Genomic DNA, 15,116 nt, shown 5'->3' on the forward strand with positions numbered 1-15,116 from the left:
GGTCAGCATAAACAGGAACAATCCGCCATGGCACTGGAAGATGCAAAACGCATTGTCGATCACGCCTTCACCCGCGAGGATTTGAAGGGGCTGAGTCCGGAAATCACCTTTGGCGGGGCGACGTCCTTTCTGCGCCGGAAGTATACCAAGGACCTGACAGGCGTGGACATCGCGGTGACTGGCGTGCCGTTTGACCAGGCCGTCACCAACCGTTCCGGCACCCGTCTGGGACCGCGGGCCATCCGTGAGGCGTCCTCGATGCAGGCGCCGGATGAGCCTTATGGCTGGCCGTACAAGCCGCTGAGCACCCTGGCGATTGCCGATTACGGCGACCTGGCCTTTGATCATGCCAACGTGCCTGAGTTTCCCGCAGCGCTGACGGAGCATATCCGCGGCATTCTGGCGGCGGATACGGCGTCTGTGGTGCTGGGCGGGGATCACTACATCAGTTTTCCGATCCTGAAAGCCTATGCGGAGAAGTACGGCCCGATTTCGCTGCTGCAGTTCGATGCCCATACGGACACTTGGGCGGATGACAACATGGACCGGGTCGATCATGGCACCATGTTCTACAAGGCCGTGAAGACAGGGATCGTGGATCCGGCCACGTCCGTGCAGGTGGGGATCCGTACCACCAATGACGACACGCCGGGGGTCAATATCATAGACGCGCCCACGGTGCATGAGATTGGGCCGGTGGAAACCGCGCGGCGGATCAAGGACATCTTGGGGGACCGGCCGGTTTATCTGACCTTTGATATCGACTGTCTTGACCCGGCCTTTGCGCCCGGCACCGGCACGCCGGTCTGGGGCGGCCTCACGTCCGCGCAGGCCTCGCGCATCCTGCGGGAGATTGCCGGCATCAATATCAAGGGCGGTGACGTGGTGGAGGTCTCTCCGCCCTTTGACACAACCGGCGCAACTGCTATTGCCGGGGCACACGCAGCGACGGAAATTATCTGCCTTCTTGGCTGGAACATGAGAGACAATGACTGACTTCAATCAGCCGATCAGCGGCAATGACCTGGCGCGGTTTTCCGGGCCGAACACCTTTATGCGGCTGCCGCAGGCGACCTCGCTGGACGGTTTGGATGTGGCAGTGCTGGGGGTTCCGATGGATATCGGCACCTCCTGGCGGTCGGGCACCCGGTTCGGACCAAAGCAGATCCGCGCGGAAAGCGCGATGCTGCGGCCCTACAACATGGCGACGGGCGCAGCGCCCTTTGACAGCCTGAACATCGCCGATATCGGCGATCTGGCGATCAATACGTTTTCGCTGCCGGAATCGCTGCGCATTATTGAAGACAGCTACGACGCGATCCTGACGGGCGGGGTGGTTCCGGTGGCAATGGGCGGTGACCATTCGATTACCTTGCCGATTCTGCGCGCGATTGCCAAGAAATACGGCCCTGTCGCACTGGTGCATGTGGATGCCCATGCGGATGTGAACGACGAGATGTTCGGGGAGCGGGAGACCCATGGCACTGTGTTCCGCCGCGCCTATGAGGAAGGGCTGATCGTCCCGGACAAGACCTATCAGATTGGCATCCGCGGCACCGGTTATGCCGCCACCGATTTTTCCGAGGCGCAGGGCTGGGGGTTCCAGCACTTCCCGGCGCAGGAGCTGTGGAACCGCTCGCTGCACCAGATGGGTGCGGAAATTCGCCGCGATATCGGCAATAGGCCGGTCTATGTCACCTATGATATCGATAGTCTTGACCCGGCCTATGCGCCGGGCACCGGCACGCCGGAAATCGGCGGGCTGACCACGCCGCAGGCGCTGGAACTGATCCGGTCCCTGAAGGGGGTCAACATCGTGGGCTGCGACCTTGTAGAGGTGTCGCCGCCTTATGACCCGTCGGGCAACACTGCCCTGGTGGGCGCCAACCTGCTCTATGAGCTGTTGTGCGTGCTGCCGGGCGTGGCAACGAGATAAGCGGTCCGGCCTCACACAGAAGGCCGGGGGAGGACCGCGTGTGAGGAGGAGGCAAGGGGTGACCTTGAAACCGCGTTGAGGCGGCTGATGCTGCTGGGCTGGCTGCTGCTGGCCGCGATAGTTGCCGGACTGGGGTTCGTCCGGCTGGCGCCGAGCGATCCGCTGGACTGGAACACCCAGCCGGAGCTGAGCGAGGATAAGGAATTCCGCGGCGGCGTGTTCCGGGTGATCCGGACCGGGCCGGACGGGCTGGAGCGGTTCCACCGTATTGCCAGCCACGCGCCGCGCACGAGCGTGCTGGCGGGCGGCCCGGACGACGGCATGGTGACCTATATTACCCGCACCCAGGTGCTGGGCTTTCCCGATTACACCACCGCGGCGCAGGACGGCGATCTGCTGAAAGTCTATGCAAGGCTGCGGTTCGGCCGGTCTGACCTCGGCGCTAACAAGGAACGGATCAACACCTGGCTGGCGGAGATGGAGGAGGCTCCGCAGGCTGTTACAGCCGGAGAGTAAAGCGGGCGCTCCTGCCTGTTCGCGGGCTTTTGGAAAAAACCCGTTACAGTTGGGCCGGGCGCCGCGCAAAGCGCGGCGCAGGCTCATCGGCCATTGGCCGATGAGCCATTGGATTTGCAGAGAAGCACTTCAGGGGCAGGTTTGCCCCTGAAGGCGCGGTTCTCTGATTGTATTGGTTGCTGCCGCGTCAAGGGCAAGCCGCGCTGGCGCGGTGGCTGCACCACCCTTGACCCGGTTCTGTGATTGTTGATTGTGGTCTGCATGGCCTTGTTCAGAAAAGATTTTTAGGCGCTGAGCAACAGTGCCGACTTGAAAATGGAGAGAATTTCATGACGCCTAGATTCACGAAACCCGTGCTGTCTCTTGCTTGTTGCGCGCTGTTTGCTGCCTGCGGTGGAGCGCCTGCCAGCAATGAGCTGCAATTCGACAACGACGGGAATGGCCGTTTCAGCGGAAGTGCGGGTTCAGGCTGGACGGTACAGGATATCAACACCTATGCCGTCAATCAGATATGCGGCGGCGGTCCTGTTACGGGCTTCAGTGTCAGAGTGTTGCCAACTGCCCCTGACTACAAGATTTTTTCAGGCGCTTGCGCATCTGGAGAATATAGCGTGGCTGCTGCAGACGCAGGTCAGAACTATGTTGTGGCCGCCCAGACCACCCCAGCCGCGCCGGTCGCGACGCCGGCAGGCAACAGTGCAGGGTGGGACGGTTCTACTCCCTTTGTGGATTGATCGGGCTGGTGTCAATTGAGGGTGAAGTGCAGCGCGCGCAAAGCAAGGTCACGGATACTGGTCTTCGACCTTCAAACCCGTCTTGGGCAACCTTGCTGCTCCAAGCGCGGTTGCAGACCCTGTGGAGGAGAGAATGTCCGCGCAGCTGCTCGCGGCAAAGGTGCTTTCACCGTACAGCAGAGATTGCACCCCAGCGGCTGCGACTGCGGCTTAGATCTTCGGGAGCTCTGACGGAGCTGCTGAAGAACCGGGCTCATCCCCCAGCGACGCCGACAGGCAGCTGCTTTGCACCTCGCGCCACATCGGCACGTTCAGGGACATCTGGCATTGCGCCATGAACATGCGGCCGTCCACTTGCAGGCAGCGCAGCTCTCCCAGCTCCACGCGGGAGCCGGATTTGTCAGTGCAGTAGCAGTCGATGGTCTTGCCGCCCGGACCCTTCACATCCGCCAGCCCCAGGCCGGGCAGGGTGAGAAGGATTGTGGCAATAAGGGCTCTGGCATGTCGCATGGCTCTAGCATATCACATGGGGGTCACTTGGCCAAAACATGAACAACAATAGGCGCGCTCATGGTTCCCGAAGAACGGCTGGAACAGATCCTGCAGCGGTTTCAGTATCTTGAAGCCGCGATGGCGGATGGCGCCGGGGGCGGGGATATTGCCGCGCTGGCTAAGGAATACTCCGACCTGCGCCCGGTGGTGGAACAGGTGACGGCCTACCGTAAGCTGCTGAGCGATCTGGAAGAGGCGGAAGCGATGCTGGCGGACCCGGACATGAAGGACTTGGCTGCCGAGGAGATCCCGGAGCTGAAGGCCGCGATCCCGGAGGCTGAGCACGCGCTGCAGCTTGCCTTGCTGCCCAAAGATGCCGCCGATAGCCGTCCGGCGATGCTGGAAATCCGCCCAGGGACCGGCGGTGACGAGGCGGCGCTGTTTGCCGGCGATCTGTTGCGGATGTACCAGCGTTATGCCGAGGGGCAGGGCTGGAAGTTCGACATCATCGAGGAGCAGGTGACCGAATTGGGCGGCATCAAGGAAGTGGTCGCCCATATCAAGGGTGAAAACGTCTTTGCACGGCTGAAGTATGAATCCGGGGTGCACCGGGTGCAGCGGGTGCCAACGACCGAAAGCGGCGGGCGTATCCATACATCAGCGGCCACCGTGGCGGTGCTGCCGGAGGCGGAGGATGTGGACATTCATATCGACCCCAATGACATCCGCATTGATACCATGCGCGCGTCGGGGGCCGGCGGGCAGCACGTGAATACCACCGACTCTGCCGTGCGGATCACCCACCTGCCGACCGGCCTGATTGTGACCTCTTCGGAGAAGTCCCAGCACCGGAACCGCGAGATTGCCATGCAGGTGCTGAAGACGCGGCTCTATGATCTGGAACGCCAGCGGATCGACAGCGAACGCTCAGCCGACCGCGCGAGCCAGGTCGGCTCCGGCGACCGGTCCGAACGCATCCGCACCTATAACTTCCCTCAGGGGCGCATGACCGACCACCGTATCAACCTGACGCTTTACAAGCTGGACCAGGTGATGGGCGGCGATCTGGAGGAGATCATCGACGCGCTGACCGCGGACAATCAGGCGCGGCTTCTGGCCGAGATGGGGCAGTGAGCATGGCAGAAACCGCGGCACAGGCAATGGCAGCAGCAACAGCCAAGCTCCGGGCTGCGGGGGTGCAGGATCCGGCACGCGATGCGCGGGTGCTGCTGGCGCATGCCGCGCGCATCGAGGCCAGCCGGGTGACGCTGATCGCACCGGAGGAATTGGCGCCGGAAATCGCCGAACGCTATGAGCAGCTGATTTCACTGCGGGCGGTGCGGGTGCCGGTTTCGCATCTGATCGGCGAGCGGGAGTTTTACGGGCGCCGGTTCAAGGTCTCGCGGGATGTTCTGGACCCGCGGCCGGAGACCGAGATTCTGATCGAGGCAGCGCTGGCGGAACCTTACGCGCGGGTGCTGGACCTGGGTGTCGGCTCCGGCTGCATTCTGGTGACCCTGCTGGCGGAACGGCAAGAGGCCACCGGTCTGGGGGTGGACATCAGCGAGGCAGCCTGCCTGCAGGCCAGCGCCAACGCGGTTCTGCACCGGGTCGAGGCGCGCGCCGATATCCAGCAATCGGACTGGTTCGAAAAGGTCGAGGGGCAGTTTGACCTGATCGTGTCGAACCCGCCTTATATCGCGCTGGAGGAGATGGAGGGGCTATCCGCGGAGGTGCGCGGGCATGAGCCAGGCATCGCTTTGACCGATGGCGGCGACGGATTGGGCGCCTACCGGCAGATAGCTGCAAAGGCGGCGGCGCATCTGGCAGAGGGCGGCCGGATACTGCTTGAAATCGGCCCAACCCAGGGCCAGGCGGTCAGCGCGCTGCTGGAAACTGCCGGGTTCAGCGGCATTGCAGTGCTGCAGGACCTGGACGGGCGCGACCGGGTGGTGCGGGCGCATTCCTCCTCAAATCGCGGATTTTAGCGCGAAATTCCGCAGATTCGGTCGAAAAAACACAGAAAATCCTTTTGGCCCCCTTGTCTGGGGCTTCGGAACATGGTTACTCAAGATGAGCCGTATAGAGGTGAACGCTTCTCGAGCATTCCCGCGGCATCAAGCCCAAAAAAGCTAACGATCCGGCGCTGAGGCGCGCTGCATAGGGTCAACGGCGCATTAACTCAAGGCTTATGATAGGCATATGAGATCGTCCAAATCACGTTCACGCTCCAAGTCGAACCGGAACCGCCCGAATGGCGCCAATGTGGTCAACCGGGTGTTCGACAGCTCCGGTCCCGAAGGCAAGGTGCGCGGAACCCCGCAGCAGATCATCGACAAGTACAATCAGCTGGCCCGCGATGCGCAGCTGAGCAATGACCGCGTTGCAGCAGAAAATTTCCAGCAGCATGCAGAGCATTACCTGCGGATGCTGAACGAGGCGCAGCGCGAGATCGAAGCGCGCCGCGAGGAACAGGAACGCCAGAACCGCGAGCGCCAGGCAGAGCGCGACCGCGAGCGGGCGGAGCGGCTGGAACGCCAGGAGCGCGAGGCTGCGGCCTCTGCCGCGGCAGACAGCGACCCGGCCAGCGCGCCGCAGCCCGAGGTGATTGACCCGCGCGGCGACAATGGCAATGGCCAGGACAGCGGGTTGGTTGAAACGCCGGAGAGCCAGAGTGCGGCACCGGCTGAGGGGGCTGAAGAGGCTGCGCCGAAGAAGGCGCCGGCCCGCAAACCCCGCACCCGCAAGCCCGCAGCCAAGGCTGAGGGGGCAGAGGCGGCAGGCGAGGGCGGTGACGCCCCGGCGCCGAAGAAACCAGGCCGCCCGCGCGCCAAACCGAAGCCGAAGGCCGAGGATGGCCCTGCGGAAGCTGCCGAGTAATTCGGTAGCGGTCAGAAAAGCAAAACCCCCGAAGCTGAGTGCTTCGGGGGTTTTCTTTTGCGGAATTTTCGGCTGGCTGTTCAGGCGTCGTGGCCCAGCACCCGCAGGTAGCGGCGGACGGCCTCCGGGAAGCCCAGCATCAGCGCATCTGCTGTTAGGCCATGGCCGATAGAGACTTCGGCCAGATCGGGAATGGCCTGGCGCAGGCCGGGCAGATTCTCGACGGTCAGGTCGTGGCCTGCATTCATCATCAGACCGCCAAGGGCGCGGGCCTCGTTCGCGGTATCCCGGATCATTTCCAATTCGCGGATGGTCGCATCGGGGTCAGTCTGGTCCGCGTAGGGGCCAGTGTAGAATTCGATCCGGTCGGCGCCTGCCTGCTGCGCGAGCGCCGGATCAGCGGGGTTTGCGTCCACAAAATAGGAGACCCGGATTCCGGCCGCCTTGAACTCCTCCGCGATGGGCAGGAGCATCTCGCCATCGGCGGCAAAATCCCAGCCATGGTCGGAGGTGGATTGCTCCGGTGTGTCAGGGACCAGCGTTACTTGATGGGGTTTGTTTTCCAGCACCAGGTCGATGAAATGCCTGGTTGGGTATCCCTCGATGTTGAACTCGGCCTGGGGGAACTCCTCGGCGATCAGGCGGGACAGGGCAGGCAAATCGGAAAAGCGGATGTGCCGCTCATCCGGGCGCGGGTGCACGGTGATGCCGTGGGCACCGGCCTGCAGGATAGCGCGGGAGATGTCGATCAGGTCCGGCCAGGGCACTTCGCGTCTGTTGCGCAGGTAGGCGACCGCATTGACGTTCACAGACAGGAGGGTCGGGCGCGCGGCAACGGCTTGGGTCATCTGAAAATCGGGCTCCGGCAGTATATCTGGAAAAGAGGGTTAGGCCTTGGCGACTTCGCGCGCCAAGGTGCAGAAGGCCTCGAGGCTCACCTGTTCGGCGCGCTCGGTGGGCGGGATCCCGGCCGCGGTCAGATGTGCATCGATATCAGGTGAGATGCCCTTGAGCGAGGCGCGCAGCATCTTGCGGCGCTGGTTGAAGGCGGCCGCCACGACCCGCGACAGGATGGCGGCATCCGCCGGGAAGCGCGGCTCGGGCAGGGCGTCCAGATGCACGACGGCGCTGGAGACCTTGGGCGGGGGGGTGAAGGCGCCTGGCGGGAGCGATAGCACGATACGCGCATCCGCCCGCCACTGCGCCAGGATCGCCAGACGGCCATAGGCCTTGGAGCCGGGCTGCGCCACGATGCGCTCGGCAACCTCGCGCTGGAACATCAAGGTGAGGCTCTGCCAGAACGGCGGCCAGTCCTTGGGCGTCAGCCAGCGCACCAGCAGTTCGGTGCCGACGTTGTAGGGCAGGTTTGCGGCGATGCGGATCGGCGGGGTGAGGTGCTCAAGCGGGTCGATCTCCAGCGCGTCGCCGTTGATCACGTCAAAGCGGCCTGGATACGCCTCTGCGATCTCCTGCAGGGCGGGCAGGCAGCGCTGGTCCTTCTCGACCGCCAGCACGCGGCGGGCTCCTTCGGCCAGTAATCCGCGGGTCAGGCCACCGGGGCCGGGGCCGATTTCCAGCACGTCGCAGCCGGTCAGATCGCCGGCCTGCCGCGCGATCTTGGCGGTGAGGTTCAGATCCAGCAAAAAGTTCTGGCCCAGCGACTTGCGGGCCGACAGCTGATGCGTGGCGATCACTTCGCGCAAGGGGGGCAGGCTGTCGATAGCGCTCATATCATCTGGACCTTGGGACTGGGCGCACGGCGCGCGCCAAAATTTTCATGCCTCCGGCGGGGATATTTCCGGTAACGGGAAGAATCAAGTGCTGGCGGCCATGGCCTGCGCCAGCTTCAGCGCCTCAATCAGACTGGAGGGGTTGGCCTGTCCGGTGCCCGCGATGTCGAATGCGGTGCCGTGATCTGGTGAAGTGCGGATAAAGGGCAGCCCCAGAGTCACATTGACGCCGCGGTCGAAATCCAGCGTCTTGATCGGGATCAATGCCTGATCGTGATACATGCAGACCGCCGCGTCATAGCGGGAGCGGGCGGCGGCGTGGAACATGGTGTCGGCCGGATGGGGGCCGGTGACGTTCAGGCCCTCACTTTGCAACTGCGCGATCAGACCGTTGATCCAGTCCAGTTCCTCGCGGCCCATGGCGCCGCCTTCGCCTGCGTGCGGGTTGAGGCCCGCGACAGCGATGCGCGGGGAGGCAATACCGAACTGGCTTTGCAGGCCGGCAGCTGTGATCTCGATCGTTTCACGCAACGTTTCCGGGGTCAGCAAGGCGGGCACGTCCGACAAGGCGATGTGGATGGTTGCCGGCACCACCCGCAACTGCTCGCTGGCGAGCATCATCACCACCCGGCTGCGGCCCGCCAAAGCGGCGAGGAATTCGGTGTGCCCGGGATAGGCAAAGCCTGCGCCGTCGATCAGTGCCTTCTTGTGAATGGGGGCTGTGCAAACGGCGGCGGCTTCACCACTCTGGACCAGCTTCACCGCGGTCTCAATGGATTGGATGACGCCTGCAGCATTGGCCGGGTCCGCGGTGCCTTTGGCAGCACTGCCGCCGAAGGCCTTGGGCAGAACCGGAAAGCTGCCGGCACTGGCTGCAGCGGCCTCGGACGGGGAGGTGATTTCCTGGACGGGCGTGCCGGCGGGCAGGTGGCGCGGGTCACCGATCCAGAAGAACGGGCAGCTATCCCGCAGCGCCTGCCAAGCCTTGACGGCGATTTCCGGGCCGATGCCTGCGGGCTCGCCGCAGCTGAGGGCAATAGGCCCGGACAGGCTCATTTGATATCAATCCGCGCATCCGACCGCAGTTGTTCCAGGAAGCTGTCGGTCAGCGAAGTCATCCGCTGCGCGGTAAGCGCGTTAGCCACGGTTTCGCGGTTGGCGCCTTCGCCAAGGTCGGCAGTGCGGCCGCACAGCATCAGCACCATCAGGGTCTGGCCGTTGTTGCGGGTCAGCGCAGTCGAGGTCTCGCTGGGATCAAGCTTGGCCAGTTCCAGCGCGATGTCGCGGGGAATGTCGGCAGGCGGCAGGCTTTGGATCTCCAGCACAGAGGGATCCTGGCCCTGAGCGAGGCCATAGAAGTCCTCGCAGGTGTCGACATTGTTCACAACCTTCTGCGCGGCTGCCAGCCCTTCGGGTGTGCGCCCGCCTGGCAGGTAGTAGGCGGCGTATTCAATTGCGGTGTAACGCGGTGCGGCGCCTTCGACCTCGCGGACGCCGCGCATCTGGAACAGCGCCACGGCGTTCTGCAGCGGCAGAGGTTCTGAAATTTCGCCCGGTTTCAGGGCCAGCACGACTTCCTGCAGTTGCGGCGGCAGTTTGGTCAGCGGCATCCAGGGCAGGCGGCCGCCTTCGTTGCGGCTGGCCGCGGCAGAGTATTGAGCGGCAGCTGCAGAAAAGCTGTCATAGCTCTTGAGCCTTGCCACCTGTTCGATCAACTCCTCGACCTGGGCAGCGTTCTGCTCGTTGATCGGGACAATGAACTCGCTCAGCAGCACCTGGACGCTGCCGGTGCCTGCGCTGCCCATAGCGCGGTCGATCTCTTCCGGAGTGGGGCGGGCCCGGGACAGGAAACGGGCGCGGGTGTATTCACGCCAGCCCAGTCCGACCTCAGTGAAGTCGCGCAGCGTCTGCGGCGCAACACCCTGCTGCTGCAAGGCTGTCAGGAACTCATTCAGCGACAGGTTGGCGCGGCCCGCCAGTTCTTCCATGCCGGCGGTGACATCCTCATCGGACAGTTCAATCCCTGCCTGCTTCAGCACGTCCAGCTTGAGCCGGTCATTGATCAACTCCTCGCGGGCCGTTTCCAGCGGGTCGCCCGGCACCCGCAGTGCCGACTGAAAGCGGGCGCGCTGCTCCAGCTCGTAGCGGGTGATGACCTCGTCATTCACTGTAATTGCGGGGGCAAAGAGGTTCTGCGCCGCTGCCGGCAGGCCGGTCAGCGAAAGACCCGCGGCCAGCGCCAGCGCGGCTGCGGATTTGAGAGCACGGGAAAAGAAGGGAGCCGGGAACCGGGTATTCACGTCTTGCTGCATGACCGCCTGTACTGTTTGTTGCCGCTCTTCACGGAGAAACCGCTGAGGGAGATGGTAAAGCCGAAATCCGTTGTCGGCTCAACACTTGTTGTTGAGGTATAGCGCCGGTTGACCGAAAGGTCGACCGTTACGCATTCATTCTGATAGGCCACGCCGAGGCCTGCGCGAGTGGCGCGGGCGCCGGCAATGTCATAGCGCAGCCGGGCGCTGGCGGACCAGCTGGGGTTGATATCATAGCGCCCGTCGACCCAGATTTCCGAACTTTCCTCTACCCGGTCCTCGTCCGGATCGGTGCCCAGCCACAAGTAGGTGCCGGACAGGCTGGAGCGGTGTGTGTGCCACTCGCCGCGGACTTCGGCCTTGGAGAAGTTCAGCGAGCCGTTCAGCAGCCCGCGGCTGGAGAGGGCCAGCCCGTCGCCGAATTTGATCTGCCCCGCCAGCAGAAGGTCGGAAGAAGTGCCGCTAAGGCCTGAGCTTTTGGTGAAACGGGTGTCGTCCTCGCTGCGCAGGACCTGGCCGATCGTGGCATAAGCCTGCCAGCCGTTCGGGGAATAGCGCGCCCAGTTGGTGCCATAGACCAGGGTGAACCCGTCCTCACGCGCATCGGTCGACGGAAAGCGGGACAGTGACAGCAGGTTGCCCTGATCGAATTCGACGAACCGGCTTTCTTCACTAACGACATCACCGCCGCCTTCATCGCGCCAGCCCAGCTGCAGGATCGGTTCCAGGTACTGGGTCGCGCCGCTGGCTTCACGCCGGGTCATCGGCAAACGGAAGGTCATCGCTCCGCGGGGGGTCAGACGGGTGACATCCTCTGTGAAAAAGGCGTCATCATAGGCCCGGAAAGCATCCGCCGCGGCGCCAAGCTCCGCCTCTGCCAGAATGCCGTAGCCGAATTTCCAGGTCCGGTGCCAGCTGAGGTCAGCCGAAAGCCGCGCAAGGTCGCGGCCGTTGGCGTCGGTCGCGGTGGCCTCAATGCTGGAGCTGCGGTGATGGCCGTGGCCTTGAAGTGTAAGGCGCATTTCACCGCCGGTCAGGGCAGGGAAATACCGCTTCTGGTAAAAGGCCTCTGCGATGCCGGAAGGGATATCGCTTTGGACTTCGCTGTCACGCAGGGTCTTGTAGTGGGTCAGCGACGTGCGGAACAGGCTGTCGCGGCGGATCCGGGCAAGCTCTGCCCGCGAGCGCAGGCGGTCAAGGTCCGGCAGGCCGTAGTCTTCGAGATAGGCATCATCTGAGACCGCTTTGACGTCGAAGGTGAAGCGGTAGTCGCGCGGCAAGTCGAACTGGCCTTCGCCGAAGATATAGCCGCGGTCCTGATCCGGATACAGATCGTCCCGGGTGTAGGCGCCATTGAACTCGATCCGGCCGCGACGGAAGGCTTGGCGGTAGCGCAAGTCCAGTGTTCGCGTTCTGGACGAGATATAAGGCGCCACGGTCAGATCCTTGTGCGGACCGAGGGTGAAAAAGTAGGGAATTTTAAGCCCGGTTCCGAGGTTCGAAGTGGAGCGCACCGAAGGAACCAGAAAACCGCTGGCCCTTTCCAGCGAAGGATCCGGCAGGCGGATTGCCGGGAAGTAAAATACTGGCACATCCAGCACCCGCAGCTGGGCACTTTCGAAATACAGCTGCCGTTCCTGCTGGTCGTGGGTCACCCGTTCTGCCCGGATCTGCCAAAGCGGCGGGCGGCCGTCGTCGCAGACATGGCAGGAGGTGACAGCCGTCTTGTAAAGCTGCGTATAGCGGCCGCTGACCCGTGTCATCTGCAGCGAGGCCAGCTGCAGCTGCTGCTGGAACACCATGCGGGCCCCAGTCAGGAGGCCATTGCGCAAATCCTGGTCCAGCTCGGCGGCATTGGCCAGGATCGTAATGTCACCGTCCTGGTCGATGCGGATCGGACCTTCGATCTGCAGCGTGCCTGTGGTCTGGTCAAAGGTGATCTTCTTGGCGCGGAGCCGGATGTTGCCCTGAAATGCTTCGACATTGCCTTCGGCCACGAGGGTGCGGTCCGGGGTGATGAAAACCTGGTCTGCAACCAGCATCGCGGGCTGGGCCGGATCCGGCGGCACGGCAGTCTGGGCCTGCAGGGCAGGGGGGGACAGCACCAGCCAGGGCAGCACGGCAGAAAGCAGCAGGGCGCGGCGCAAATTACCCGTCTTCGGCATGGAGAAGCAGTCCTAAGGTCAATAGTATCGCAGCGGCAGGGGGAGCCCAGGCGGCAAGGGCCACCGGTATTTGCCCGTTCTCGCCAAGGATTTGCGCGAAATTGCGGATGAAATAAAGCCCGAATCCCAACAGCACGGCCATCAGCACTGCAAGGCCGGTGCCGCCAAACCGGGCATGCCGCATGGTGAAGGACGCGCCGACCAGCACCATGGCGATCAGGAACAGCGGCCGGGCCAATTCAGCCTGAAGGCGGACTTCATAGCGTTTGGTGGTGAAGCCTGCTGCGGACAGCTCGCGAATGGTGGAGGGCAGATCGTAGATCGAGATGCCGCTGGCTGTGCCCAGTGTGTCCCGGATGCGGTCGGTTGTCAGCGTTGTCGGCAGTTGCAGTTCGTCATGCTGCGCGGCGCCGGTTTCGGGGTTGATGCCAGCCGTCAGCGGCCAGGCCTTGGCATTGGTCAGAACCCATTTGGTGCCGTCCAGCCGCGCACTGTCGGCAACGATGCGGCGGACCGGACCACCGGCGTTGGAGTAGGCGTGGATCGACACGTTAAACAGGGTTATGTCGGCGGCATCGCCGCTGTACCCCTTGGCATGAATAACCGATTGGCCGCGCAGCCCGCCCTGGCGCAGCCACAAACCTTCACCGCTGAGAGACAGCGCCGAGGGGCCGCCGTTGTGGTACGTCTCAGCCAGATCCTGATAGCGGTTGGCAGTGGCGGCTGCGATCGGGTTCAGCATGGTGACCGCAAGGCCGCCGATTACGGCGGCCATCAGCACTGGCGCCGCAAGCGCCCGGATGCCGGAGCGGCCAATGGCACGGGTGACCACCAGCTCGCTGCTGCGGGCAAGGCCGACAAACAGCACGATAGTACTGAGGATCATGATCAGCGGAAGAAACTCGCTAAGTGCTGCCGGAATGTTCAGCAGCGTCAGGCCAACCAGCTGGGCAAGGCTGAGGTCAACCGCTTCGAACCGGCGGACCTGCTCGTTCAGGTCGATCAGCACCACCAAAGTCATCAGGACAGCAACGATCACCATGAACCACTGCAGAAAACGGCGCGCGTAGTAAATGTCCAGCTTCATGCCGCGGCCTCCGGTGCCCGGCCACGAATGCGTTTCGGGCGGGCCGACAGGATCAGAAAGACCAGTGCCACTGCAAACCCCAACAGAGTGGGCAGGTAGATCAGCGGCCACAAACTGGGGTCTTGCAGCACCGGTTCGGAGACCACGCCGCGCAGGCCTTCAATGAAGATCAGCACGACGAAGGCAAGGAAGGCTTGGCGCCAGACCCCGAAGCGCGAGAAAGTGCCCAGCATCAGTGCGGAGAAGCCGATCAGCGTCACCGCGATGCAGACCAGGGCGCGGGCAAAGCGCAGGTGAAGCTCTTCGGCCTGAGCACCGGCGGAATAGCCGTCGCTTTTGGTAACCGCTGCGGTGCTGGTCATCAGCTCGAGGCTGGGAATGGCGCGGATATTGCGGGCCGGGTTCTCAGCTTTGCGGGCGAGTGAGCTGATATCGTAGGAAAAATCTGAGAAGAAAGTGGTCGAAAGCCGCTGTGTTTTGTGGTCCAGCCGCTGCGCCATCCCCTCCACCATGATCAGATGCGCGCTGGCGCCGTCTCGCACCAAAAAGGCACGGGCGCCGGTATAGGTTACCGTCATCTCCGGATCGCGGCGGTCCGACAGGAATACATCGTTCAAGGTGCCATCGGGGTCGATCTGGCGGATGTAGAAGGTCACGCCATCGGCAGGGTGAAGAAAGTCGCCCTCGCTCAGCAGCTTGGCGGTGATGTTGCGGGATACCTCGCTTTCGCGCACCTCAAGCTGGCTGATCGAGGCGGGCAGCAGGTAGTGGGTCAGTGCCGACATCATCAGCGCGGTGATGACGCCGAACGCCAGCGCCGGGCGCGCCATTTGCCAGGGGCTGGTGCCGGTGGCGCGCAGCACGGTGAGTTCGCTTTCGCTGTTCAGCCGGTTGGTGACCCAGACCGCAGCGCCAAAGGCGGCAATCGGCAGCACCATGCGGATCAGGTTCGGCAGGGTGAGCGCAGTGAACTCCAGGAACACCAGCGCCGACTGGCCGTTGCCGATTAGCGTGTCGAACAGGACAACAGCCCGGTTGACCCAGAATACGGCCACCAGAATCAAGGCAAAGAAGCCAAAGAAGAGCAGATACTGTGACAGCACATATCTGTCGTAGCGTGACACCCGATCCCCCCAGACCTTGCCATTGTTATTTTGCCGGACCTTAGTGGATTTGATTGGCGGGGAAAACTGCATTCTCGCCCCGTCCGGCAATCGGCGGCGGACCGCAGGTGCCGGCCAGCGCAACCGGGTCTTTCCAACCG

At 63.3% G+C, this 15,116-nt stretch carries 15 protein-coding genes; 7 read left to right on the forward strand and 8 right to left on the reverse strand.

Features of this window, described 5'->3' with window-relative positions:
• Positions 1-27 precede the first annotated feature (27 nt).
• The 4 genes from speB (GC1_RS00645) to GC1_RS22290 all read left to right on the forward strand — a co-directional run bounded on the left by speB (GC1_RS00645) (position 28) and on the right by GC1_RS22290 (position 3,186).
• Positions 28-996: an agmatinase gene (gene speB, locus GC1_RS00645; protein WP_019298544.1), complete on the forward strand. Its 969-nt coding sequence runs from the start codon at positions 28-30 to the stop codon at positions 994-996.
• Positions 989-1,936, forward strand: a complete 948-nt coding sequence (gene speB / locus GC1_RS00650) for an agmatinase (protein ID WP_019298543.1) — start codon at positions 989-991, stop codon at positions 1,934-1,936. Before speB (GC1_RS00645) ends, speB (GC1_RS00650) begins: the two co-directional genes overlap by 8 nt.
• Positions 1,937-2,023: 87 nt before the next feature.
• Complete coding sequence (locus GC1_RS00655) at positions 2,024-2,452, forward strand: DUF1499 domain-containing protein (RefSeq protein ID WP_443136557.1); 429 nt, start codon at positions 2,024-2,026, stop codon at positions 2,450-2,452.
• A gap of 329 nt (positions 2,453-2,781) precedes the next feature.
• Complete coding sequence (locus GC1_RS22290) at positions 2,782-3,186, forward strand: hypothetical protein (RefSeq protein WP_152612390.1); 405 nt, start codon at positions 2,782-2,784, stop codon at positions 3,184-3,186.
• A gap of 210 nt (positions 3,187-3,396) precedes the next feature.
• Here the strand turns inward: GC1_RS22290 and GC1_RS00660 are convergent, their stop codons facing one another.
• A complete protein-coding gene (locus GC1_RS00660; RefSeq protein WP_019298541.1) occupies positions 3,397-3,696 on the reverse strand; it encodes a hypothetical protein in 300 nt (99 codons plus the stop codon).
• Between the two features lie 60 nt (positions 3,697-3,756).
• On the opposite strand from GC1_RS00660, the gene prfA reads away from it, so the two are divergent.
• The 3 genes from prfA to GC1_RS00675 all read left to right on the forward strand — a co-directional run bounded on the left by prfA (position 3,757) and on the right by GC1_RS00675 (position 6,558).
• Entirely contained in the window at positions 3,757-4,812 is a 1,056-nt protein-coding gene (prfA, locus tag GC1_RS00665) for a peptide chain release factor 1 (RefSeq protein ID WP_019298540.1), read from the forward strand.
• A 2-nt stretch (positions 4,813-4,814) separates the two neighbouring features.
• Positions 4,815-5,666 carry a peptide chain release factor N(5)-glutamine methyltransferase gene (gene prmC / locus GC1_RS00670; protein WP_019298539.1) on the forward strand — a complete coding sequence of 284 codons (852 nt, stop codon included), beginning with the start codon at positions 4,815-4,817 and terminating at the stop codon, positions 5,664-5,666.
• A gap of 214 nt (positions 5,667-5,880) precedes the next feature.
• Complete coding sequence (locus GC1_RS00675; RefSeq protein ID WP_019298538.1) at positions 5,881-6,558, forward strand: DUF4167 domain-containing protein; 678 nt, start codon at positions 5,881-5,883, stop codon at positions 6,556-6,558.
• A gap of 80 nt (positions 6,559-6,638) precedes the next feature.
• Here GC1_RS00675 and GC1_RS00680 read toward each other — a convergent pair whose 3' ends face one another.
• The 7 genes from GC1_RS00680 to lptF form a co-directional block, all read right to left on the reverse strand.
• Entirely contained in the window at positions 6,639-7,406 is a 768-nt protein-coding gene (locus tag GC1_RS00680) for a pyridoxine 5'-phosphate synthase (protein ID WP_019298537.1), read from the reverse strand.
• 39 nt (positions 7,407-7,445) lie between these two features.
• Positions 7,446-8,288, reverse strand: a complete 843-nt coding sequence (gene rsmA, locus GC1_RS00685) for a 16S rRNA (adenine(1518)-N(6)/adenine(1519)-N(6))-dimethyltransferase RsmA (RefSeq protein WP_019298536.1) — start codon at positions 8,286-8,288, stop codon at positions 7,446-7,448.
• A gap of 84 nt (positions 8,289-8,372) precedes the next feature.
• Entirely contained in the window at positions 8,373-9,344 is a 972-nt protein-coding gene (gene pdxA, locus GC1_RS00690) for a 4-hydroxythreonine-4-phosphate dehydrogenase PdxA (protein WP_019298535.1), read from the reverse strand.
• Positions 9,341-10,600: a peptidylprolyl isomerase gene (locus GC1_RS00695; RefSeq protein WP_019298534.1), complete on the reverse strand. Its 1,260-nt coding sequence runs from the start codon at positions 10,598-10,600 to the stop codon at positions 9,341-9,343. Before GC1_RS00695 ends, pdxA begins: the two co-directional genes overlap by 4 nt.
• Positions 10,585-12,765: an LPS-assembly protein LptD gene (locus GC1_RS00700; protein ID WP_193386804.1), complete on the reverse strand. Its 2,181-nt coding sequence runs from the start codon at positions 12,763-12,765 to the stop codon at positions 10,585-10,587. Before GC1_RS00700 ends, GC1_RS00695 begins: the two co-directional genes overlap by 16 nt.
• Positions 12,749-13,852: an LPS export ABC transporter permease LptG gene (gene lptG, locus GC1_RS00705; RefSeq protein WP_019298532.1), complete on the reverse strand. Its 1,104-nt coding sequence runs from the start codon at positions 13,850-13,852 to the stop codon at positions 12,749-12,751. Before lptG ends, GC1_RS00700 begins: the two co-directional genes overlap by 17 nt.
• The gene (lptF, locus tag GC1_RS00710; protein ID WP_019298531.1) at positions 13,849-14,976 is read right to left on the reverse strand and encodes an LPS export ABC transporter permease LptF; all 1,128 of its coding nucleotides are present in this window, start codon (positions 14,974-14,976) and stop codon (positions 13,849-13,851) included. The genes lptG and lptF overlap by 4 nt, the downstream gene beginning before the upstream one ends.
• Between the last annotated feature and the right edge of the window lie 140 nt (positions 14,977-15,116).

The organism is Leisingera sp. ANG1 (assembly GCF_000203975.2).
Classification (GTDB): Bacteria; Pseudomonadota; Alphaproteobacteria; order Rhodobacterales; family Rhodobacteraceae; genus Leisingera.